This window comes from Parendozoicomonas sp. 209JJ7-1 (assembly GCF_058147085.1).
Genome location: NZ_JBYVJU010000006.1, coordinates 178948 through 201345, shown reverse-complemented (window position 1 = coordinate 201345; position 22398 = coordinate 178948). Strand labels below are relative to the sequence as shown.

Genomic DNA, 22398 nt, shown 5'->3' with positions numbered 1-22398 from the left:
CCGGCATTCCGCTACCCATTCAGGGCAGCGAATTAAAATCGGGTTGAAATCGCAGACAATATTAACACCTTCAACAACCGGCGGGCAGTGAGTCTTAAACACATTCCTGAAAGATTCTTATGAGATAGCCTTGAATTGATGGTCTACGATAGTCCCACCCTGCCGGGGGAATTGGCTTAATTCCCTCTTGTCAGGCCATTTTCCTTTCTTGTTATAAACAGTAATCGGGTTATGGAACATACCGGCCTCGCTCAGCCCATGCTGATTTTAAGCAGCATGCTTTTGTTTGCCGTCGTTATTTTAATGGCGCTGCAACGGTGTAAATTTCCTTACACAATTGGGCTGGTGATCGCCGGCCTGCTGACGGGCATGGTGGCAGATTATTTTGCCGCCGGAGCCATCCGCTCACAGATTGCTCTCAGCCATGACCTTATTCTTTATGTCCTGCTGCCTCCCCTGGTGTATGAAGCCAGCCTGGCTATGGACGCCCGCATGTTACAACAGAACCTTGCCCCTATTTTGCTTCTGGCCACTATCGGTCTGCTGGTTTCCACTGCCATTGTCGGCGGTCTGATCAGTTGGATGACCCCATTGAATCTTTTGCCGGCCCTGGTTTTTGGCGCTCTTATTTCCGCCACCGACCCGGTAGCTGTTATCGCGCTGTTCAGGGAACTGAAAGCTCCAGAACGCCTGACTTTGTTAATGGACGGGGAAAGTCTGTTTAACGATGCCACCGCCATCGTGATGTTTCAGGTGCTGATTGGATTAATGGCTGTGCCAGTCTTTAACAGCGCTGTAATAACTGATGCGACTATTGATTTTATCCGGATATTTGTTGGCGGCGCTGTTGTAGGAGCAATCATTGGGGCCATAACTTCCATGATTGCCAGCATCCAACCCAATGACCGTTATGTACAGATCACCCTGTCAGTTGTCAGCGCCTGGGGCAGCTTTGTGCTGGCGGATCATTTTATGGGGCTTTCCGGGGTAATGGCCTGCGTAGCGGCCGGGCTTGTGTGTGGTTACTACGCCCGAACCCGGCTTGGTATGCGCGTGCTTATGTTTGCCCAACGGTGGTGGGCCTATGCGACATTTATCGCTAACACTTATGTTTTTCTGCTCCTTGGTCTTGAAGAAGAACTGCTGTTGCGCACCAGGGCCATGCCTATGCTGTCCTGGCTGATAATTGCCATTCTGGTGGTACTGGCGGCCCGCTTCGTCATTATTTACCTGCTGATTCCCGGTTATAACCTGTGCACACGCCAGGAGAGAAAAATCACTGGCAACACGCCTTTTGTAATGTTCTGGGGTGGCTTACGGGGCGCTGTGCCCATGGCACTGGTGCTGTCACTGCCTCCGGACTTTCCCCAGCGGGGCATAGTGTTCAATATGACGCTGGCGGTGATTCTCTGGACCCTGCTTATTCAGGGCACAACCATGAAGCCCCTGCTGAAACACCTTTTACCGGGACAAAAATCCGGCTGAATGAATGTCACCTGTTTCATATCAGGCTGCACCTGACACAGTTACAGCAGAAAACAGTTACAGCAGAAATAAGCAGAACAACAAAAACGAATGTGCTTACCCCTGCCTGTACAGAGCAGTTGGTATTTCTGGGGCTATTGGTTATGAACTTCAGAAGGGGAACAGGCTCTAGATGGCTTGAATTTTTTAAAGAAGAGCCCTGTTATGGAAGTCCGCCCATTAAATTCTCCCATCGCTGTGAAGGCATCTCCATCGTCTTCCCCAAAACTGCCCTCTGGCCACAGCAGTAATATCCAGCTGGCTTCGACCGGAGCTTCCATTCAGGCAGTCAATCCAGAGCCTGGGCAGGCTGGTTCGCCATCCCCTGCTCCGGTGCAGGAGAGAACGGTCTCTCACGTGAAACCGGTATCTTCCCCTGCTACGGGACAGAAAGGCTCACCAGAAGAGCCGGAAACCCAGGCGGTAAACAGAGAAAGTCTATCAACTGGCAACCCTGGAACACCATCCGCCCCGAGAGAACAACCAGATCATATCGCTCAATACTGGGAGGCTCTTAACCCGGAACTAAGGCAACGCTTTAAACAAAACAAAATAACTCAAGAACTTCTTCGTCAGGCATTCCCCAACAGCCATAACATTCAAGAAGACGTTGACACTATGCTGAACAGCGCGGTTCAGGAAACGCCGGTGTCCAGTCTCAGACACCACCTGCCAGTCAGAGTTGGACTCGGCCTGATGTTCCTTTTCTTCAGCAGCAGTGAAAAGTTTCTGGGAGTTACCGGACTGTCTGGCTTTTTCCAGGGATTCAAAATAGCCGCAGGCCCGGCTTATGGTTTGGCTGTAGCGGTGACATCCATGGCTTTTATGACGGCTAATATGCTGGGGGCTTATGGTATTAACCGGTCAGAATTCGAAGGTTACTTCAAACTCTCCGATATAGCCTCCGCATTTGTTGCGCTTATGCCTTCTATTATTGATGCGGTTTCAGGATACATGGCGCTGACAACAGGCTTTGGAGCGCCCCTGGCTATCGGGTTACTGCTGGGTACCATCGATCTGATCAGCAATTACCCCTATTACTGGGCACTTATTCACCACATGGTTGATATATGGCGGGGAACAGATGCAAAAAAAGAGGAGACACTGGATCGCACGCTTTACACGCTTGAGAAACTGCTCAAGGCCAAAGCAGGCAATCCAGATCTGTCTGGCAAGCAACTCGCCGAGCGGGTAATTTCAGTAAAAGGGCAGTCTATAGGAAGAAAACTGCTGCGCTGGACTGCCCTGTATTCTCCACAGAACAAAGTGAAAAATGTTCTGAAAAGCCTCAAGGAACGAATCTGTGCATCCCAACAACCTGATGACCAGCTGACACTGCAGGGACTCTACTATGAAGCCCGTCAGGCACGAACGACGGGGTGTTTCGCCAAAGGCATTGCAAAAGGCCTGTTGCTGGGCCTGACCGTGATGTGTGTTGGTTATACCTTTACCGACAATTCAGCCATGCTGGGATTATTTACCAACGTCTTTCATTGGCTGGGAGGCTGTCAAACACTGCCTCAGCAGACTGTCTATGGACTGTGGCAGTTAAGCCTGGCGTGTCTCGGTATTGGGCAGACAATCACAACAGCCATTCTTGCCTATGAGAACCTGCATGCAGCAGGACAATTACTGAAAAGAACCCCCAAAGCCATCCGTGAGCGTCGCTGCTGTTCTCATCCGCCTCGAAGCTGGGGTTCAAGCTTACTCAATGGTGTGCTGTTTACTTTTTCTTCTGCCTGTTGCGCCAGCTTTACCCTGTCAACCTTCGGGGGTATTCAAACAGATCTGGGAGGCGACATCTGCCTGAAAGGCATACCATCTCTTTCTATAGTGCTGCCTACTGTTGGCGCTATTGGCGCGTTTCTTCATACGGCCAATCTTGGGCCAGAATTTCGACAGGTTCTTGATTTCTGCGGGGAGCTGTATGGGGATATGAAGAATTCAATGGCTTCTTTCAGCAGAAAACTCAGGTCAAGAAAAGCAGAAGCCCAGCCTCTTCTTGCAACGACAGGGGCAACCTGACAGCCCTTTTTATGTCGTGTTGCCGGAAAAAACATCGTATGCTCCTTTCGGTGATTTAACCTGTTTTCTTTTTATTCATGCTTCTTTTTATCCATGCCCAGACACCCTTCCAGAAAGCCCGCAACGGCACAATGTACTCCATCCAGCGCCCCACGAAGTGGCGGACGCCTGCGCATAATCGGCGGAGAATGGCGCAGCCGACAACTGCCTGTGGCAGCTGTAGAAGGTTTGCGCCCGACTCCGGATCGCATTCGGGAAACTCTGTACAACTGGCTGACCGGCTGGGTTCCCGGCGCCCACTGCCTGGACGCTTTCTCAGGCACAGGCGCACTGGGATTGGAAGCTTTATCCCGTGGCGCAAAGTCAATAACCTTTCTGGAGTTCTCCCCTGTTGCCGCAAAATTATTGAAAGAGAACCTGCAAACCCTGAAATGCACCAGCGCGGAGGTGCTGCAGACAGATGCCCGTCACTGGTTATCTTCCCCCGCAAAGAAAACCTACGACCTGGTGTTTCTCGATCCGCCTTTTCATAAAGGCATGGTCGCCCCCGTGTGTCGGCAACTGAACGACAACGGATATTTGTCTGACAATGCTTTGGTTTATATTGAGTCAGAAACAACACTCGGTATTCCTGAGGTCCCCGCGCACTGGAACCTCTGGAAAGAGAAAAGCGCGGGACAGGTCGCCTGTCGTCTGTACAGAACATCACCCCAGGACAACGGTTCAATATGACTGCCCTCCATCAGCCCTTTTCCGCAGCAAGCTGGCTGCCCAGTGCCCACCTGCAGACAGTGTGGTCGTCCCTGTTTCGCCAGCAGGATATTCCGGTACGCAGAAGAGAACGTCTGCCACTGCCAGACGGCGATTTTATTAATCTTGACTGGTATGGCCCGACGAATGACCATGCGCCTCTCACCATTCTTTTGCACGGGCTGACGGGTTGTTCACAGTCCAAATATATTGTCGGTCTGCAGGAATCACTGGCAGCCGAGAATCTGCCCAGCGTTGCCATGAACTTTCGAGGCTGCGGCGGGGAACCCAATGATCTTCCCACCGGTTACCACTCAGGTATCAGCAGCGACCTGAAACTGGTGCTGGATATTCTTTCCACACGCTTTCCCAATCGTCTGCTAAGGGCTGTGGGTTACTCTCTGGGTGGGAATGTTCTGCTTAAGTATCTTGGCGAAGAACACGACAACAGTCGATTGAACGCAGCAGTTGCCGTCTCCGTTCCCTTTGAGCTGGGCCAGTGTTCCCTGCGTATCAACCAGGGATTTTCCCGCATATACCGGGACAGGTTTATGCAGGAAATGACCGATTATATCGCCGTGAAGAAACAGCACTTTGAGTGCAACGGCTGGCATGACCGACTGCAAACAATGAATGCTCTGGGTTCTCTGGAAGACTTAACGACATTCCACGAATATGATGAAAGGGTCACGGCTCCATTGCATGGTTACAACAGCGCCGAAGACTATTATCAGCGCTGCAGCTCCAGAGGGTTTCTGAACAGAATAACCACCCGCACACTGATTATTCAGTCCAGTGATGATCCGTTCCTGTTTCCCCACTCTGTGCCGGATACCTCCGAATTCAGCGCAACAACTGCACTTGAGCTTACCAGCAACGGCGGGCATGTCGGCTTTATCAGCAATAAAGGGCTAAAACCCGTGTATTGGCTGGAACAGCGTATTCCTGCGTTTTTAAAGGATGCGGCAGGCTGATAAAAACAGATTTATAAAAACCGGCTTATAAAAAGCAGGTGTTGTTTTTATACAACACCTGCTTTTTGCAGGATGGTTTCTTCCGCAGGCACCCGTACAGGTTCGTATTCATCCAGCAACAGTCGAAAACTTTCTTTGTATTTCGGCATGATATACGCCCAGTCCAGCATCAGTATCTGGTACAAAGCCCGACGAATGGTGTCCTTGGAAACAGCCTTTCTGTTCCTTTCCAGAGTTGCTCCGGGAAAACCAATCCACGACACAAGCACCAGCCAGGTATTGGTGATCAGCGCTTCTGTTTCCCGCTCATCCAGAGCAATCATGCCATCGGCTTTCATACGCCGGTAGAGTGCGCGTACACCTTCCGTAGCCTGCTCTGAGAAGGCGATAAAGTCTGCCCTGAGCTCACAGTTATCGGACAGGACATATTCCATATCACGGAACAGAAAACGGTAATGCCACATGGAGTGAACCGTTTTTTCCAACACCTGACGTTTATCATCAATAGTGAAAGGCCGACTGTCGGGAAAATTCAGGTAACCCCGCACTTCATCAACATAAAGCTGGAACAGCTCCCGGGCGATATCGGTTTTATTTCTGTAATGGTAATAAAGATTTCCCGGTGACATCCCCAGAGAGGCTGCAATATGGTTAGTAGACACCATACGCTCGCCCTGTTCATTAAACAGAACCCGTGCTGCTTCAAGAATCCGGGAGCGGGTTTTCCCCGCCTTACCTGTTGTCATATATCGCTTACCAGAAAACCGTTAGTCAGAAAAATCTGTGAGACTGCTATTTTACACGTTTACATTTTAGAGTCGCTGCTCTAAATTATCCTGCAGCCTGAAAAAAAACAACAATCCATAACCGCCTGCACTGTGAACACATAGCAATGGCGGTCCTTACCGGAGGATTCTCTTATGGCGACCGCTGTTGAAACAATGAATACTGAAACCATGAACACAGCCCAGAAGGCTGTAGACACCCTCAAGCCCGTTCTCGAAAAGCAGCAGAAAGCATTCCGCGCTAACCCGATGCCCAGCAAGGAAGAGCGTATTCGCGTTCTGCAGAAACTAAAGCAGGTTATCCTGGATAACACTGATGCCCTGATTGAAGCTATCAGCAATGACTTCGCCGGTCGAAGCCCTGAAGAAACCAAGCTTGGCGAACTGATGCCCATCATTGATAACATCAAATACAACTGCAAAAACCTGGGCAAATGGATGAAGCCCAGCAAGCGTCACGCTGGCCAGAACCTCCAGCCCGCCAAAGCCTTTGTTCAGTACCAGCCCCTGGGAGTTGTGGGTGTAATGGTGCCCTGGAACTACCCTGTCCAGCTCGCCGTACTGCCTTTGATTGGCGCTCTGGCGGCCGGTAACCGGGTTATGGTGAAGATGTCTGAGTTCACCCCCAGCGTGGCGGACCTGTTCGCCAAACTGATGAAGGAAAACTTCCCGGAAGATCTGATTTCTGTCATCAACGGTGACGCGGGCGTAGCCGCCAACTTCAGCAAACTGCCCTTTGACCACCTGCTGTTTACTGGCTCTACCCAGGTTGGTCGCATTGTTATGCGTGCTGCCGCAGAAAATCTGACACCGGTAACCCTGGAGCTGGGTGGTAAGTCACCCGCAATTGTTGCTGAAGACGTAGACCTGGAAGAAGCCGCAGAGCGTATCTGCTTCGGTAAGTCCTTTAACGCCGGTCAGTCCTGTGTCGCACCCGACTATATTCTCTGCCCCCGTGACAAGCAGGACGCGTTTATCGCGGCCTATCGCAAAGTCTTTGAACGCATGTACCCGACCCTGTCTGGTAACAGTGACTACACCAGCATCGTCAACGAGCGTCAGTATCAGCGCCTGCAGAAGCTGGTTGATGAAGCACGGGAAAGCGGTGCGGGTGTTCATGTTATTGGTGAAGACAACATCAACGACGGCAGCCGTCGTATGCCCATGTACATCATCACCAATGCCCGCGAAAGCCTCACACTTATGCAGGATGAGATCTTTGGCCCGATTATGTCCATCGTGCCTTACGACAATCTGACCCAGGCCCTGGATTATATCAAAGATCGCCCCCGCCCCCTGGCCCTGTATCTGTTCAGCCACGACACCAGATGTCAGAAGCATGTTCTGGAAAACACCCACTCCGGCGGTGCCTGTTTGAACGAAACCCTGCTGCACGTGGCCGTTGACGATATGCCTTTCGGCGGTATCGGTCCTTCCGGTATGGGTCATTACCACGGTTACGAAGGTTTCCAGGCTTTCTCCAAAGCCAAAGGCGTACTGAAGAAGGGTAAGTTCAATACGACCAAGTTCATGTACCCTCCTTACGGTGGCAAGCTGTCCAAGATGATTTTTGACTGGTCGCTGCGTTAAGCCCCCTGTTAAGGTTTGATATTAAGCAATAAAACATATGCCAGCGCAGTTGCGCTGGCATAACTCTTTAAGACTTCCCAAACTCGCGGACCTGCCCCCTCTTCGCGTAAGTCCTATGGCTAATGCCTGCATCAGATACACCGAAGGGGTCACTGGATGCTTTTGTTAGCTCATCTGGACTTATCTATTATTTTCACATAGAGGGGAACCCTCACCTTCATCAGTGAGAAGTGTTAGATTAGGGTTAGTCGATTTTAACTTAGACCATTTTTTGTTCACTAATTCTTTCACACGTGACCAGCCCATATCTTGTATGTCGTCTTTTGTAGCGGTAATTGTCGTAGAGGGGTCAAATATTACATGAAAGTTTTCTTTTAAGGCTCCCTTGGCTGTTGAGATTATGCAGCCATCAGAAAAGCATCCCATTATCATTACGTCTTCAATATTTTCACTTTTCAGGTAATCCCCAATCTTCCCAGTTATTATTTCAGGGAATTCAGAGTTTTTATCAACAGCTGGATATTGAAATGTGTCAAAAGATTCCTTAAAAAATTTACGATAAACCATTTTCCTTTTAGCAATTTTCAAATATTCCAGAAGAGGCTCAAGCGTTGCTCCTTCTTCATTGAAATTAACATCAACTAATAAAACTCTTTCGTTTTTTGCAAAATAGTTGACTACTTTCATTTGTTCCAATAACACAGTATCTAATTCATATTCAAGAAAATCACTGGAGAAATTTTCCTGCATATCGATTAACAATATTGCTATTTTCTTATCGCTACTTCTGTCTAAAATACGTTGAATATAATTGATTATATCCTGGGCACTTGCAAAGCACTCTACTGCATAAAGCATGATTAATAATAGGCCAATAAGAGTAAACTTGATCTTTGGCATAGAACGAACAGGGTACAGAAAGGATACTATATATTAGCACTTTATTTTTCACGGGTTATATCCAGTTATCGACGGATCAAAAGATTTTTTGCTGGCTACACATTCTGCTGCGTGAATAAATGTACCTGCCCCCATTAAGAAGCACTGCCCTTTCCGCCCGGTCTTTGAGAGACTAGAGTCTTCAAAGGCTGGTCGAAGAGACCCCTGACGTGGACACATATACCACTCCAATAAAAACAGCGTATTTTCTGAGCAGGCATCAGAGGACCCAATGACTGATAAAAATATAATTAAACGTCAGAGCACCCAAAATCTTCCGCCGAATATGGATCGCCGAAGCTTCCTTCGCACAGGTCTTCTCGGTGGTGCCATTCTGACTATGTCCGGTGTGACCCTCAGCCTTGGGGGTTGTACGCCAGCTCCCAAAAGCCAGACCTGGGCATTCTTTACAGACACTGACATTCCGTTCCTCAAAGCTCTGTTCCAGGCTGTTATCGGTGAAGCCATGCCGGCTTCAGAGCCAGAACGGGAACAGTCGCTCACCGCCGCTGTTCAGCAAATTGATAACTACTGTACTTATATCTCCGCTGAACAGCAGAAAGTTCTCAGACAGTTGTTCGATATTGCCACCCTGCCTGTTACCAAAGGCCTGGCCACCGGGGTATGGAAAAACTGGGCAGATGTATCTGTCCAGGAAACCAACCAGTTCCTTAACCGCTGGCAAAACAGCAGCCTGTTTTTATTCCGCATGGCCCACACCTCCATCGTGCAGCTGCTGGCTATGTCCTGGTATGGACTGCCCGAATCCTTTACATGGTGTCACTACCCCGGAGTGCCTTTCAGGCAACTTCTGGTCACCCAACCGAATAACTATTAATTCAGGTAAAATACCTAATTGAGGTAACAACACCATGACCGGGGCGATTAAAGATCTGTTTGCCGAAGGTGTCGAAGGCGGCTGGAAAGTATATAACGCATCCAGACTTGATGGAGACACAACCCTTGAAACCGATGTGGTGATTGTTGGCACCGGAGCCGGCGGCGGCACCACAGCGGAAATTCTGGCCACAGCTGGCCTGAGAGTGCTGATGGTGGAAGAAGGCCCGTTACAGTCTTCCAACGACTTCAATATGAAAGAACCAGAAGCTTACAAAACCCTCTATCAGGAATCTGTTTCCCGAGCGACAAAAGACGGTGCCATGACAATTCTCCAGGGTCGTTGTGTCGGTGGCTCAACCACTGTTAACTGGACCTCCAGCTTCCGCACACCGGAGCAAACCCTGAAATACTGGAGCGCAGAGTTTGATACCAGAGACGTGTCTCCTGCAGCCATGGCCCCCTGGTTTGTTGACCGGGAAGAACGTCTGAAGGTTGAGTCCTGGTCCGTTCCCCCCAATGCCAATAACAGCGTTCTGCAAAAAGGCTGTGCAGCCCTGGGTTATGAGTGGGGTGTTATTCCAAGAAATGTGGCAGGCTGCTGGAACATCGGTTACTGCGGTACCGGCTGCCCTACCAATGCCAAGCAGTCCATGCTGGTGACCACAATTCCTGGCGCCCTGCGCAGAAATGCCGAACTGCTTTACCTGGCCCGTGCCCAGCACCTGATATACGACAAAGATAAAGTCACCGGGCTGGTCTGTGATGCCCTGGATGAGAAGTGCGTAAAACCTGTGGGTAAAAAGATTCGCATCAATGCCCGTCATGTGGTGCTGGCGGGTGGCTCTATCAACACCCCCGCTATACTGTTGCGCTCATCAGCGCCCGACCCGTATCGGATCACGGGCAAACGCACCTTCCTGCACCCTGTACCTTTCTCCCTGGCTATTATGCCGGAGAAGGTTGATGGGTATTATGGCGCGCCCCAGTCAATCCACAGTGATCATTTTCAGTGGATAGACGGCGTCAGTGGTCCTATGGGTTACAAGCTGGAGGTTCCGCCTCTGCAGCCGATGCTGGCATCTTCCGTTCTGCGCAGCCAGGGTGATGACCTGGCCCGGGATATGGAACAACTGCCCTATGCCAATCTGATCCTTGCCCTGCTCAGGGATGGTTTCCATCCCCAAAGCCAGGGCGGACAAGTTCAGCTGCGCAATGATGGAACTCCAGTACTTGATTACCCGTTGAATAACTATATCTGGGATGGGGTAAGACGTGCCTTGATAAATATGGCGGAGATTCAGTTCGCTGCCGGAGCCAGAACCGTTCGCCCTATGCAATATGGGTCGCCCCATTTCAGCAGCTTCGCAAAAGCTAAAGAGTATATTGCCACCATGCCCCTGAGACCCTACGACACCATGGTCGGCTCGGCTCATGTCATGGGCGGCTGCCCAATGGGGGAAAATGTAGAAAAGACAGTGGTGAACAGCACGGGTCAGCACCATTATCTGGAGAATCTCTCGGTGATTGATGGCTCGGTATTCCCCACCAGTATCGGTGCCAATCCTCAGTTATCTGTTTATAGCCAGGCCGCGCGAATGGCCGTGAATCTGGCGTCAATACTGGGAGCACCGGTAATTGCTGCGGGTTAATCTGACCCTGTAGCCCTTGTGCGATGCTGCCGTGTTCGTTAGCATCGCTGGCTTTATTCAATGTGTATGACAACATCTGAAGTAAGAGAACAAGAGGACCTGAAGGCCTTGATGAGAACAGTTATATACCCAGGCACCTTTGATCCCATAACCATGGGGCATTGTGACCTTGTGGAACGGGCCTCCCTGCTGTTCGATAGGGTAATTATCGCCGTTGCCGAGAGCCCCAAGAAAAAACCTCTCTTTGATATGGGAGAGCGTGTTTCCCTTGCCCGGACAGCCACCAGCCACCTGGACAATGTTGAGGTGCGGGGTTTCAGCAATCTGCTGGCGGACTTTACCCGTGATGTGGGTGCCGGCGTTATTCTTCGGGGCCTTCGGGCAGTGTCGGATTTTGAATACGAATTCCAGCTGGCCAATATGAACAGAGTTCTGGCACCTGACTTGGAAAGCCTGTTTCTGACACCTTCAGAAAAATTCTCTTATATTTCTTCTACGCTGGTGCGGGAAATTGCTGCCCTGAACGGCGACATTTCCAAATTCGTATCCAGGGATGTTGAAGTCGCGCTGAGAAAGAAGTTCAATTCCTGAGAGCTCAGTCCCCAAGAGCTCTGTTACTAAGAGCTCTGTTACTAAGAGCTCTGTTACTAAGAGCTCTGTTACTAAGAGCTCTGTTACTAAGAGCTCTGTTGCTAAGAGTCCAGTTGCCAAGAGCCCAGTTGCCAAGAGATAGTTATGGCCCTGATTATTACCGACGATTGCATTAACTGCGACGTCTGCGAACCGGAGTGCCCCAACAGCGCGATCTCTCCCGGTGAAGAGATTTATGAAATCGACCCTCTGCTGTGCACTGAGTGCGTTGGTCATTACGACGAACCACAGTGCCAGATGGTCTGCCCGGTCGACTGCATTCCCCTGGACCCTGATAACAGGGAAACCAAAGAAGAGCTGCAGGAAAAATACCTGATCATTACCGGCCAGGCATAAATTCACAGCCAAAGGCCGCTCTCAGACCGCGGCCTTGGCGTCTTCATTCAGGACCATATGCCCAATGTGTTCAAGCTACCGGAAGACGTGATTGATCTGAGAAGCGGCTTCTACAAACAGTTTCAGGAAGAACATTTCAAACTGACCGAATCTCCCCGGGCCATGTTCGACTGGTCCTGCAAGCAGACCTACATCGCCCTGGGTAATATGATGAGTGTCGCGGCCCAGATTGGCATAGATTCCTGCCCCATCGAAGGCTTTGACCGTGAACTTCTGGAAGAGCTGTTGATTCAGGAAGGGTTAATAGACAGCAAAGAATTTGGTGTCAGCTGATGGTGGCATTCGGTTACCGGGAAAACGAACCCTATCCGAAAACCCGCCACAGCAAAGAGAATATTGTTCAGTGGATTAATTGAGTTGCATACCCTGAGTTCAAACAACAGTCGTACATGCTTCCGCACTGATATCCTGCCCTTCCTTTGCAGATTTCACCGGCTGCTCAGCCTTTAGAGCAAACTCAGCCCTCAACATTTTGATAACAGAAACCATTGCCGTGATCAGTACAAACATCAGCGGCAACGCAAAGATCAGGCTGATACTCTGCAACAGTGCCAGACCACTGTTACCAGACAACATCAGAACAATGGACAACACGGAAGGCACCACACCCCACAGCAACATCATCTTACGTGTCGGGTTCAAATCACCGTTGGAAGAAATCGCACTCAGCGTATAGGTGGATGAGTTCAGAGACGTAATCAGGCCAAGGAACAACGCCAGAATAACTCCGCAGGAGATCAGGGAACCCAGCGGAAAGTGCTCAAATACCAGGAAACTGGCAATGGGCGGATACTCTGCTGCCAGGCGAATCACGTTAATGTCGGAAAGCAGGGCTGTTGTACCGAAACCGGAACCCCAGATGTAAATCACCACCGGCGGAGTCAGGATAGCTCCCAGGATAAATTCACGCACAGTCCGGCCTTTGGAAATCCGCGCGACGAACGGGCCAACAAACGGAGACCAGGTAATCGCCCAGGCATAGTAGAACAGTGTCCACTTGCCGTACCAGCTGGCATTATCGGTAAAGGTGGGCAGTTCCAGACCATCCCTGAACATATTGCTGATGTAGTTACCGGTGGAGGTGATCAGCACATTCACCATGGTGGTCGTTTCACCCAGCGTGTACACCATCACAATCATCACGATAACCAGCACAGCAAAGATATCGGAAACGCCCTTAATACCCTTCTTCACACCGGTAATGCTGCAGGCCATGACAACAGCGGTAATACCCATAACCAGCAGGGTTTTGATGGTCATGGTATCCGGAGCGCCCAGAAGGTGACTCAGTCCACTGTTAATGGTTAAGGCCGCAAAACCTATTGAGGTCGAAACACCGGACGCTGCCGCAAGCACACAGATAATATTGATCAGACGGGCAAGACGGCCTCGGGTCTTATCCTCCCCCCAGGGCAGGAGGATATTACTGATCATGGCGTCCCGATTTTTGCGGAACATCAGGTAGGCGATAGCCAGACCCAGAACCGCGAACATGGACCACGCCTGAACCCCCTGGTGCAGGAAGAACTTGCGGAAAGCGAAAGAAGCGGCTTCCGGGGTTTCCGGAGTGATGTCCGCCATGGGGTTCACATAATGGGATACCGGTTCAGCCACACCCCAAAGAATCATCACTGTTCCCATACCGGCAGAAAACAGCATGCCCAGCCATGAGAAAGTGCTGAATTCCGGCTTTACGTCATCCGGCCCGAGACGTATGTCGCCATACTTGCTGAACGCAGTCCAAAGCAGCAGGATAACGAAAGAAAAAGTCCCAAGAGCATAAACCCAGCCAAACTTATCAATAATGTAATTCATGGTTCCCAGGCCAACTTCAGTCAGGGCTTCAGGAGACATAAGGCCGAAGCCGATAATACATCCCAAAAACAACAAACAGACAATCACTATCTGTTTGTCTCCATGTTTAGCTTCAGTCGTGTTTCCCATGTCGTATGAAACCTTCTGAAAATAAATGGTGGCCGTGAATTATATTCTTCGCCATAAAAAGAAAGACCAGCAATGCCGTATTACTGGTCTTTTGATTAATCAAGCGTTTCGTGCGTGGAATATAAAACCAATGCTGTTCATCAGCACCTGGGCTGCAAGAATAGCGGTTGAATCAGTCGGGTCATAAGTCGGTGCAACTTCCACCAGATCCATACCCACGATACTGCCTTTGCTGCGCTTGGCCAGACCCTGGATAATTTCCACCACTTCATAATACTGGAAGCCACCGTGGCTCGGGGTGCCGGTGCCCGGTGCGATGGAGGGATCAAAGCCGTCAATATCGATGGTGATGTAGTAGGATCTGCCTTCGGGAATACGTTCAAGCACACCTTCCACACCCAGGCGTCTAACATCCCGAACTGACATCACATCAGAGCCAGCAGCACGGGCTGCGTTAAAGTCATCCCGGTTGGAAGAGGAGACATTGCGGATGCCCATCTGGGTCATGCCGATGATGTGATCCATCTCTGAAGCGCGACGGATGGGGTTACCATGGCCTTCACGAACTCCGTGGCGCTCATCAACAAAATCCAAATGTGCGTCAAAGTGGATAACATGGATCGGGCCATTGTCATGGAAGGCTCGCAGTATGGGAGTGGTTACTGAGTGGTCACCACCAATAACAATGGGCATAACGCCGGCATCAAGAATCTTGCGTACCGCGTACTCGGTATTGGCGTGACTCTTGGCCATGTCCGTATGAACAATGTCGGCGTCGCCCATATCTACCATCTTTACCTCTTCTTCGGTCAGGTAAAGAATATCATCTTCATGGTCATAGGCACCGGAGTGACCAAAGGAGAACAGGGTGGAAGCTTCACGTACGGAACGAGGCCCGAAACGCGCGCCGGAACGCCACTGGGTGCCCATATCATTGGGAACACCGAGAACAGCGACATCAGCGCTGATGTTGTCCCAGTCGGTACAGATCGGTGCTTTGGCAAAGGTGCAGTGTCCGACAAATGGCAGATTCAGACGTCCAGCTTCGTACCCATTATCCATGGTCAGTTAACCTCAAACAAAAAACTGCTTTAGTCTAGTTGAGGTTTTATGTTGAGCTTGATTATAAAAACTCAACGCATCCTGAGAGTCTGTTCATGAGCTTTCGTGGCAAGCGAAAAGGCTGGGAAAAGGTACGCATTGCTATAACCAGTCCGTCAGTAATACTCCAAGGCTGATACGTGTTGTACTGACGTTATAATCAATCAGACTTTCTCCATAACCATTAAAAAGCTGTACATATCCCCGAAGCCGACCCCAGAAGGGAAAAGACCAGTCCAGCTGTATGGCGCCTTTATTATCCTCCCAGCGGCGCAGATTGTTCCGGAAAATCATCCCGAAATTCTGCTGTCCCCGCTTATAACTCATGCCTAGATCGCCGTAGCCCATATATTTGAGAATGTCCGGATTATCGTCCCCCTGCGCATCTTGGGGATTTTTCTTTTTATCTTCTGGAATTCTGTACCAGGACCTGAGTCCCCATACCAGGTTGCCATTCTCAAAAATAATATCCATATAGATACGATTCCAGCTTCTGGAAAGCGACCCTCCCTTTCCATTGGATTCATGCATAAACCCACCTTCTACGAGACGCAGGGGTAAGCCAAGGATATCTTTGTGTACCGGAAACGAGAGATAAATTTGCGGCCTGTGGTTGGTTTCCCGGAAAGGGCTGGACATACGCTTGTTATACGCCTGCCACCAGGATGTCATGGTATAGCCAGCCCCCAGGTCCGCCCGACCTCCGAATAATCCATGGGCCAGGGGAATCGCAATGCTTAGCTGAAACTTAACTTCAACATCATCCAGTTTCCTGTACTTGGATAAGTAAGGCTCATAAGGTTTTTTATTAGGGTGAGGATTATACGACAAAGGAAGCACATAATTCCTGTCCAGAGGAGTGATAACAAAAGTATTATTTTCCGTACTTTTCTGCGCCTGCAGGCGCTTTTCCAGGGGAGCTGAATCAGTCTGCCCTTCGTCTGCATAACTGCCACTGACTCCATACAGACAAACACTCAATATACTGCACAAGATGTATACCGCAGACTTCATGGGAGACAACCCGCAGGATAAAGCCTCTAAGGGTAGATGTATAAAATATAAAAAATGACTTAGCCAGAAAAATGTTCTCTCAAAGAATGTTCCGAAATATCAACCGACTTTATGGATTCCTTTGAATTTACCATCACTGCCATAGCTGATTTCAAAACGTCCATGAATGCCATGGTGGGTCACAAACCGGCCAATAATATCGAATGGAATACTGATGCTGGTTCCATCATCGGCAATAGCCCGTACACGCTCTTTCTGGCGTTTATAAAACTGCAACACCTCTTCTGAGTTCAAACTGATGGAAACTGTTGATTTTTTCATACCTGTGCCGCTCCCTGGCTCCTTTTACCAGCCCTGATAAACAGTATATATCCTCAAAAGCATTCTTCTAATGCCCTGCATCTATCTATGGTTTTGTAGTCTTTGCTGTAAAAGCCCAGTTATATTTGTAGGGTTCCCTTAGTATCTTCGCAAAGCAGCTTCCAGGCTTCTCTTTCTCATCCCTCAGCATCTGCAGGGCGTAATTAAAGCCTGTATGGCTGACAATCAATTCCCGACCATTGCACCAGTCCGTTTGGGTAAACTGACAAAAGGCCTCCAAAGCCTCTCTGGGTGGAAGCGCCTCCAACCGTTCGATTACATAATCAACAACTTTACGGGTCGCATCTGTTGACTGATGAAATCTTTCCGGCCGAAAGACAACAGCCGGGGCAGCTTGCCCAATCATTGGTGTGAAAGAATTATCACCATCGCGAGCAGGACTTTTGTTATAAGCAGGACGTACTGTGGCAAGCCGGTGCTGAGCGACCACTTCATCTGCAATTATTCCTCTTCGATGAAATCTGGTCACCAGGGCATCAGCATTAGCCCGTGACAGCTCCGGCCTTAATCGTTTAAACGTTGTCAACCAGAGTCTATTACTGCTTACATCGCTGTCAAAGTCCCCCTCAGCGCTTAACAAATGTTTCAATATTCCCACCTGCTCCTGGGCTTCTTTTTTTAATGGGAAGGGATAAAGTTCCATTAATTGAAGTTCAAGTTCACGGGGAGAAAAGTCGATTTTCAAATATTGCTGATATATATCCAATGCGTTATAGACGAGATCATAATCCGGATCCTGACCAGGAAGACGATATTTCTGACTCAGAAAACAATTAAAACTAACACGGATAAAAGCCGAAAGTGGCCATTGCTTCTCTCCCACTGTCAGCTCCGTCATTTTCCCGACCAAACTGTCCGAGCCGGGCAGAGGTGGCAAATGCACTTCAGTGTCAGAAAATGTGCCAACAGGTCTGGCAAGAACAGAAAACATTGTTGTTTTTACTGGAACAGAGCCAGTAGCGAAGGAAACAGAATCAATACGATTATTCTGGAACCAGTATCTCAATATTCGATTCACTGACTCTTCATACACAACTCCCCCAGATTCTACTTTTATTTTCTTTAGCTTATAAGCAGACGGTAATACGCCCCACATATTGGCAAGGGTAAGAGCCATTGCCTGGATGCCATGATCCTTGTTCTTTAATTTGGAATACAACGTGTGCCTTATGGATTTCCAGTGACTGATTCCATACAGAATGGCCCTGGATACTGCGGGGCTGACAACAGGAGTTGTTGCAAATAAAACTTGCAATGGGTTGATTTCAGCGGTGAATTGCGGTGATTCTTCTTTTTGCAACAACTTTTTCAGAGCATCACGATTTGGGCCGCCTGGATAAATACTGTTAATTTCTTTTGTCAGCAGTTCTGCTGTAACAGGCTCTTCGTCAGCTAATTCCGTGCTATGAAAAAAAGGCTGAATTGTACTACCGAGTATTCCCAGTGATTTCTCCCCAAAGCCACCAGCTATAGCAGGAACTGAAAACAGCGCCGTTCCAGCAAGAGACAGGCAAATACCCAGAGCTCCCAGACGATTAAACATGGCCACCCAATATCCAGAATATTCGGGTGGCTCAGTGTAGACTGTTATTTTTTAGTGAGAGGAAAGCTTCAGCGTAATTTTTTTACCCTGAATTGACGCCCTTTGATTTTCCCCTCCTGTAAACGTTTAAGGGCTCTGTTGGCCACAGCCCGTTCAATGGCTACGTAAGCGCAAAAATCAAAAATATCGATCCTGCCTACAGACTTACCGGCCAACCCCGCATCGCCGGTTAGCGCCCCGAGAATATCCCCCGGGCGCACTTTGTTTTTACGGCCGCCATCAATACAGAGAGTAATCATTGGCGGCTTTATTTTAACCGGATCATTATTGAGCTTATCAAGATCGCCATATTCTACTGGGCGCATCTGGTAAGCTTCTATATCTTCAAGTTTGTACTGTTCACTCTCTGTATACAGACTCAGGGCAAGACCGGTACTGCCGGCACGGCCTGTGCGCCCGATACGGTGAACATGCACTTCTGCGTCACGGGTCACTTCATAGTTAATCACCGCCTGCAGGTTTTTAATATCCAATCCCCGGGCAGCGACGTCCGTGGCCACCAGCACTGAACTGCTTTTCTGGGAGAACTGCACCAGTACCCTGTCCCGCTCTCTCTGCTCCAGGTCTCCGTGAATCGCACAGGCATGAAAACCTTCATCGGACAGTGTGTCCGCGACCTTCTGGCATTCCCCTCTGGTATTGCAGAACACCACACAGGATTCCGGCTGATAGTGACGCATCAGGGTAATCAGCGCGTCTTTACGGCCTGAGCGGGAAGTAAGGAAAAAACGCTGTTCAATAATCTGGTCATCATGGTGGGACTCAATCGCTACCTCTTCCGGGTTATGCTGAAAGTCACGACTGATATCCTGAATCCCTTCCGGGTAGGTCGCGGAGAACAACAGTGTCTGCCGGTTTTCAGGAGTCTGTGAAGCCAGGTCAAAGATAGCGTCCCGAAAGCCCATATCCAGCATACGATCCGCTTCATCCAGAACCAGCGTGGAAATATCGTCCAACTTCAGAGTACCTTTGCGCACATGCTCCTGCACCCGCCCCGGAGTGCCCACAACAATATGGGCACCGTGTTCAAGAGAACCTATCTGAGGCCCGAAAGGCATGCCACCACACAGGGTGAGAACCTTAATATTGTGGGTAAAACGGGCCAGCCTGCGCAGTTCCTTGCTGACCTGATCCGCCAGCTCACGGGTGGGGCAAAGCACCAGTGTCTGAACCCGGTACCGTTTCATATTCAACCGGGACAGAAGACCAATACCAAATGCCGCTGTTTTGCCGCTGCCGGTTTTTGCCCTCGCCAGAAGATCCCGCCCTTCCAGAATAAAAGGCAGACTGCGGGCCTGAATCTCAGTCATGGTTTTGTATCCAAGAGAGTCCAGATTGGCAAGCATGCTCCGGGATAATGACAGTGAGGAAAAACGGGAATCAGTCATGGCGGGTAATCGAGAATAAAAGAGCCGGCAATCATAACAGGCTGAGACAATAAGTCCTGCCCTGATTCACTGGCTCTTCCCTCCGGAAAAACACTGACCAGAAATCTGAATTACCGGGGTGAAAATATTTCTTTCAAAAGATCAAACAGTTCTGGCGTTGCCGTTAATCCACTCCACTTTGGTTCATCCAGGTCTTTTTCCGTCAACCAGCCCATATGCCCGGCTTCCCTGTTCAGCAAAACACCTGCCAGAACATCCCAGCTACTCAGAGACGCACCATAGTAGCCAGACAAACGCCCCGCCGCTGTCCAGGCCAGAGCGAGGCCAGAGCTTCCAAGGCGTCGAAGACCTATCTCTGTTTTCTCCAGAAGTCTGTTCTGCATAGCAGCGTAGTGTCTCCGATATTCCCTGCCGCCAAGGGGAGACTCTATGGCGATAATAGCTTCCTGCTCAGAACGACGCTGATCCGGAGTAATAACCTCACCGTTCAACTTTGCCCCCTGCCCCAGCCTGGCAACAAACATCTCATCCCGTTCCGGGTCATAGGTATAGCCAAGAACCGGCTGACCATCTTTTACCAGCGCCAACAGCACACAGTAGAGGGGAATGCCCCGGACAAAATTGCCGGTACCATCAATAGGGTCAACTACCCAGGTCAGGGTACTTCCTGCCGTTCCCGCCCTGAGGCCATACTCTTCTCCCAGGAAATTATCTTCGGGAAACAATCTGTTCAGTTCGCTGAATACGAAAGTTTCGACCTCACGGTCTGCCTGGGAGACAAAATCCTGCACGCCCTTCTCTTCAACCACCAGCTCACCCAGCCTGTGGAAAAACGCCGAAGCTTTTTTACCCGCTTCCCTGACAATTTTCTCTGCCTGTTGATACCGGAGTTCAATCTCCGGGCCATCAGCATAATTTTTATCTACAGCTGACGTCATTCCACCTCCAAAGCTTTGCCCGCTCAAGAAACCGTTCAGCAAGACCAGCAACCCCAGGACCCGCCACACTCCCCTGCTCCCGCTACTCGTTCGAAAAGATCGTACACGAACCAGTGTTTTTATAAAGAACATAGCTGATTACCCCTGTTACAAGTTGAAGTAAAAAATAGGCTATGTCTGCTGGAAAATAAAAATGGCTCTTTTTCTTTATCGTTATGGTTATGGATTGCGGAGAGCTGGCGATACCGATGCTCCTGAAACGTCCCCCTATGAAACCGAAATGCTTAACCAGGCAGAAAACCGTCTGCTGGAATACCGGAACACCTTTGTGCCACTGGAAAAGGCATGGATGAAGAAGAACAAATTGTACGGTTCCCAAGCCTACAAGACCCAGAAGCAGAATGAAGCCGTGTCGGCATCCAAAATGACCAACTCCGGTGTCGCACTGGCAGGGCCGGGAATGAAACCGGGCAGTGGTACGTTCATGATGAGTTCTCAGAATACCGCTGGGGCGTCCGGAGCAGGGGCAGGCATGGCCAGTATGGCAGGCTCTCAGGTGGCGTTAGACAAGCAATACGGCGGCGCTTTGGATGTAGTGAAATTAGGCCGGAACCAAACAGCGACCAGCGCCCAACCTCAACAGCGCACTGGCCAGCAGTGGAGCAGGGATTCAGGCTGCCCGCCCAGATGGAACGGAACGCGATGTATGGTGCGGCAGGCACCGTTATCGGTATGGGTGGGATGGCGGCTTATAACGAGTGGAAACCAAAGTCTGAACCCTAGAGACATTCAAACCTGATGGCTATGCGGCCAAAGCCCTGATCGGCAATGCCTTGTACTTCAAAATCTTTGTTCTGTTCCCGGCAGAAGGACTCAGCTTTTTTAAAAGCGGCTTGCCTGGAAGTATCTTTCCCCCCTGATAACACATGAGTTTTAATGGTCAGGTAATAGCTGTCTTTTCCTGTTTTCAGTGGTTCCTGAATGGTTGTGGCACAGCCCCCCAGGACAGCAGCAAGAACAACGACAGCAAAACGTGTCTTCATGGGATTACCTTTACAGGTTTCTTTGTTGGCGGTGATGAAAAACTCTTGAAATGATGATCTTGTCTCTGACCCGGTAGTAAATCACATATTGAGGATCACGAAGAGTTAGCTTGTAGAGATCACCGGCAATGAGTCGCCCAATTTTGGGATTGTCGAGTAGTTGATCGGCAGCGGAAAAAAGCCGGTTTATCACATTGTCTGGGTGCCAGACACCTTTCATGGCCATATATTCATAATGCTTGCCAAGGTCTCGAAGAGCGTCTTGTGACCATTCGATCATGCTTGGCGTCTCATGTCCTGGAAGTGTTTTTTCACGTCCTCGTGAGGGATTGTTTCCATTTCTCCCGCATCAATTTTCGCCAGAGTCTCCAGAGACTGTTGCACTTGCCATTCATGAGCTTCCAGCAAATCATCAACAGCCTGGCGGATCAGGTAGGATGAATCCCTGTCCTCGATAGCAGCCAGTTCATCAAGTTTGGTGAGGGTATCCTCTTCAAAGCGGACAGGTTTAACGGTCATGGGCATGGGGGATCTCCGATCACATTGAATATACAGTGTAATACAGAGACAGTGGGAGGGCTATTTTGTTCCGCTTTCCTCAAGCCTAAACACAACATCCAGCAGCTCATCAACCCGCTCCTGCAGATTGATGTTCTGTTTGATCAATACCCGCATAAGCCGTTCCTGTTCCCCGTCCTTGGATAAAGACTCTTCCATGCGGAGCACATACTCGTCATTGATCGAGCGTTTGTTCTTCTTGGCTGACTTATGCCCCCCGGATCACACTCTTGGGAAACCTGACGGTCAGGGGCTCCAGTGGGTCTTTTGGGTTAGGCATGAGGGTAGGAGTAGTTACAAAATGA

At 49.7% G+C, this 22398-nt stretch carries 23 protein-coding genes and 1 pseudogene; 11 read left to right on the top strand and 13 right to left on the bottom strand.

The annotated features are described in order from the left end of the window. Nucleotides 1-231: 231 nt before the first annotated feature. The 4 genes from ACY2RQ_RS08220 to ACY2RQ_RS08205 all read left to right on the top strand — a co-directional run bounded on the left by ACY2RQ_RS08220 (nt 232) and on the right by ACY2RQ_RS08205 (nt 5273). On the top strand, nt 232-1485 hold the full coding sequence (locus tag ACY2RQ_RS08220; RefSeq protein ID WP_490112481.1) for a cation:proton antiporter: 1254 nt from the start codon (nt 232-234) through the stop codon (nt 1483-1485). Between the two features lie 204 nt (nt 1486-1689). Beyond that, the gene (locus tag ACY2RQ_RS08215) at nt 1690-3549 is read left to right on the top strand and encodes a hypothetical protein (protein WP_490112480.1); all 1860 of its coding nucleotides are present in this window, start codon (nt 1690-1692) and stop codon (nt 3547-3549) included. Between the two features lie 93 nt (nt 3550-3642). Further along, nucleotides 3643-4281, top strand: coding sequence for a 16S rRNA (guanine(966)-N(2))-methyltransferase RsmD (gene rsmD, locus ACY2RQ_RS08210; protein WP_490112479.1), 639 nt, complete (start codon nt 3643-3645; stop codon nt 4279-4281). Further along, nucleotides 4278-5273: a hydrolase gene (locus tag ACY2RQ_RS08205; protein WP_490112478.1), complete on the top strand. Its 996-nt coding sequence runs from the start codon at nt 4278-4280 to the stop codon at nt 5271-5273. The genes rsmD and ACY2RQ_RS08205 overlap by 4 nt, the downstream gene beginning before the upstream one ends. A 47-nt stretch (nt 5274-5320) precedes the next feature. Here the strand turns inward: ACY2RQ_RS08205 and ACY2RQ_RS08200 are convergent, their stop codons facing one another. Further along, entirely contained in the window at nt 5321-6019 is a 699-nt protein-coding gene (locus ACY2RQ_RS08200; RefSeq protein WP_490112477.1) for a TetR/AcrR family transcriptional regulator, read from the bottom strand. 174 nt (nt 6020-6193) lie between these two features. Here ACY2RQ_RS08200 and ACY2RQ_RS08195 point away from each other — a divergent pair, with 174 nt between their 5' ends. Next, on the top strand, nt 6194-7648 hold the full coding sequence (locus ACY2RQ_RS08195; protein ID WP_490112476.1) for a coniferyl aldehyde dehydrogenase: 1455 nt from the start codon (nt 6194-6196) through the stop codon (nt 7646-7648). Between the two features lie 180 nt (nt 7649-7828). Here ACY2RQ_RS08195 and ACY2RQ_RS08190 read toward each other — a convergent pair whose 3' ends face one another. Further along, nucleotides 7829-8548 (bottom strand): isochorismatase family protein, encoded by a 720-nt coding sequence (locus ACY2RQ_RS08190; protein WP_490112475.1) that lies wholly within the window; start codon nt 8546-8548, stop codon nt 7829-7831. Nucleotides 8549-8819: 271 nt separating this feature from the next. Here ACY2RQ_RS08190 and ACY2RQ_RS08185 point away from each other — a divergent pair, with 271 nt between their 5' ends. From ACY2RQ_RS08185 to ACY2RQ_RS08165, 5 genes are all read left to right on the top strand, one after another. After that, nucleotides 8820-9425 carry a hypothetical protein gene (locus ACY2RQ_RS08185; protein ID WP_490112474.1) on the top strand — a complete coding sequence of 202 codons (606 nt, stop codon included), beginning with the start codon at nt 8820-8822 and terminating at the stop codon, nt 9423-9425. Between the two features lie 34 nt (nt 9426-9459). After that, a complete protein-coding gene (locus ACY2RQ_RS08180; protein WP_490112473.1) occupies nt 9460-11076 on the top strand; it encodes a GMC family oxidoreductase in 1617 nt (538 codons plus the stop codon). 111 nt (nt 11077-11187) lie between these two features. Beyond that, on the top strand, nt 11188-11667 hold the full coding sequence (coaD, locus tag ACY2RQ_RS08175) for a pantetheine-phosphate adenylyltransferase (RefSeq protein WP_490112472.1): 480 nt from the start codon (nt 11188-11190) through the stop codon (nt 11665-11667). 144 nt (nt 11668-11811) lie between these two features. Continuing rightward, nucleotides 11812-12063, top strand: coding sequence for a YfhL family 4Fe-4S dicluster ferredoxin (locus ACY2RQ_RS08170; RefSeq protein WP_490112471.1), 252 nt, complete (start codon nt 11812-11814; stop codon nt 12061-12063). Between the two features lie 57 nt (nt 12064-12120). After that, nucleotides 12121-12396, top strand: coding sequence for a nitroreductase family protein (locus ACY2RQ_RS08165; protein WP_490112470.1), 276 nt, complete (start codon nt 12121-12123; stop codon nt 12394-12396). A gap of 99 nt (nt 12397-12495) precedes the next feature. Here the strand turns inward: ACY2RQ_RS08165 and ACY2RQ_RS08160 are convergent, their stop codons facing one another. The 7 genes from ACY2RQ_RS08160 to ACY2RQ_RS08130 all read right to left on the bottom strand — a co-directional run bounded on the left by ACY2RQ_RS08160 (nt 12496) and on the right by ACY2RQ_RS08130 (nt 20492). Next, nucleotides 12496-14067 (bottom strand): BCCT family transporter, encoded by a 1572-nt coding sequence (locus ACY2RQ_RS08160; protein WP_490112469.1) that lies wholly within the window; start codon nt 14065-14067, stop codon nt 12496-12498. Nucleotides 14068-14166: 99 nt separating this feature from the next. Continuing rightward, on the bottom strand, nt 14167-15129 hold the full coding sequence (speB, locus tag ACY2RQ_RS08155) for an agmatinase (RefSeq protein ID WP_490112468.1): 963 nt from the start codon (nt 15127-15129) through the stop codon (nt 14167-14169). A 141-nt stretch (nt 15130-15270) separates the two neighbouring features. Then, nucleotides 15271-16149 carry a phospholipase A gene (locus tag ACY2RQ_RS08150; RefSeq protein WP_490112467.1) on the bottom strand — a complete coding sequence of 293 codons (879 nt, stop codon included), beginning with the start codon at nt 16147-16149 and terminating at the stop codon, nt 15271-15273. Between the two features lie 132 nt (nt 16150-16281). Beyond that, a complete protein-coding gene (locus ACY2RQ_RS08145) occupies nt 16282-16503 on the bottom strand; it encodes a DUF2835 family protein (RefSeq protein ID WP_490112466.1) in 222 nt (73 codons plus the stop codon). An 85-nt stretch (nt 16504-16588) separates the two neighbouring features. Then, nucleotides 16589-18106, bottom strand: a complete 1518-nt coding sequence (locus ACY2RQ_RS08140) for a hypothetical protein (protein WP_490112465.1) — start codon at nt 18104-18106, stop codon at nt 16589-16591. Between the two features lie 68 nt (nt 18107-18174). Further along, nucleotides 18175-19554, bottom strand: a complete 1380-nt coding sequence (dbpA, locus tag ACY2RQ_RS08135) for an ATP-dependent RNA helicase DbpA (protein ID WP_490112464.1) — start codon at nt 19552-19554, stop codon at nt 18175-18177. Between the two features lie 110 nt (nt 19555-19664). Further along, complete coding sequence (locus ACY2RQ_RS08130) at nt 19665-20492, bottom strand: inositol monophosphatase family protein (RefSeq protein WP_490112463.1); 828 nt, start codon at nt 20490-20492, stop codon at nt 19665-19667. A gap of 193 nt (nt 20493-20685) precedes the next feature. Between ACY2RQ_RS08130 and ACY2RQ_RS08125 the strand changes: the two genes are divergently transcribed. After that, entirely contained in the window at nt 20686-21291 is a 606-nt protein-coding gene (locus ACY2RQ_RS08125; protein WP_490112462.1) for a hypothetical protein, read from the top strand. Here ACY2RQ_RS08125 and ACY2RQ_RS08120 read toward each other — a convergent pair. The 4 genes and pseudogenes from ACY2RQ_RS08120 to ACY2RQ_RS08105 all read right to left on the bottom strand — a co-directional run. Then, on the bottom strand, nt 21272-21535 hold the full coding sequence (locus ACY2RQ_RS08120; protein WP_490112461.1) for a hypothetical protein: 264 nt from the start codon (nt 21533-21535) through the stop codon (nt 21272-21274). The two genes, ACY2RQ_RS08125 and ACY2RQ_RS08120, sit on opposite strands and share 20 nt — an antisense overlap. Nucleotides 21536-21545: 10 nt before the next feature. After that, on the bottom strand, nt 21546-21815 hold the full coding sequence (locus ACY2RQ_RS08115) for a type II toxin-antitoxin system RelE/ParE family toxin (protein WP_490112460.1): 270 nt from the start codon (nt 21813-21815) through the stop codon (nt 21546-21548). Beyond that, a complete protein-coding gene (locus tag ACY2RQ_RS08110) occupies nt 21812-22060 on the bottom strand; it encodes a CopG family ribbon-helix-helix protein (protein WP_490112459.1) in 249 nt (82 codons plus the stop codon). The genes ACY2RQ_RS08115 and ACY2RQ_RS08110 overlap by 4 nt, the downstream gene beginning before the upstream one ends. Nucleotides 22061-22114: 54 nt before the next feature. Then, nucleotides 22115-22291: pseudogene (locus tag ACY2RQ_RS08105) on the bottom strand (hypothetical protein); the annotation flags it as partial. Nucleotides 22292-22398 lie beyond the last annotated feature (107 nt).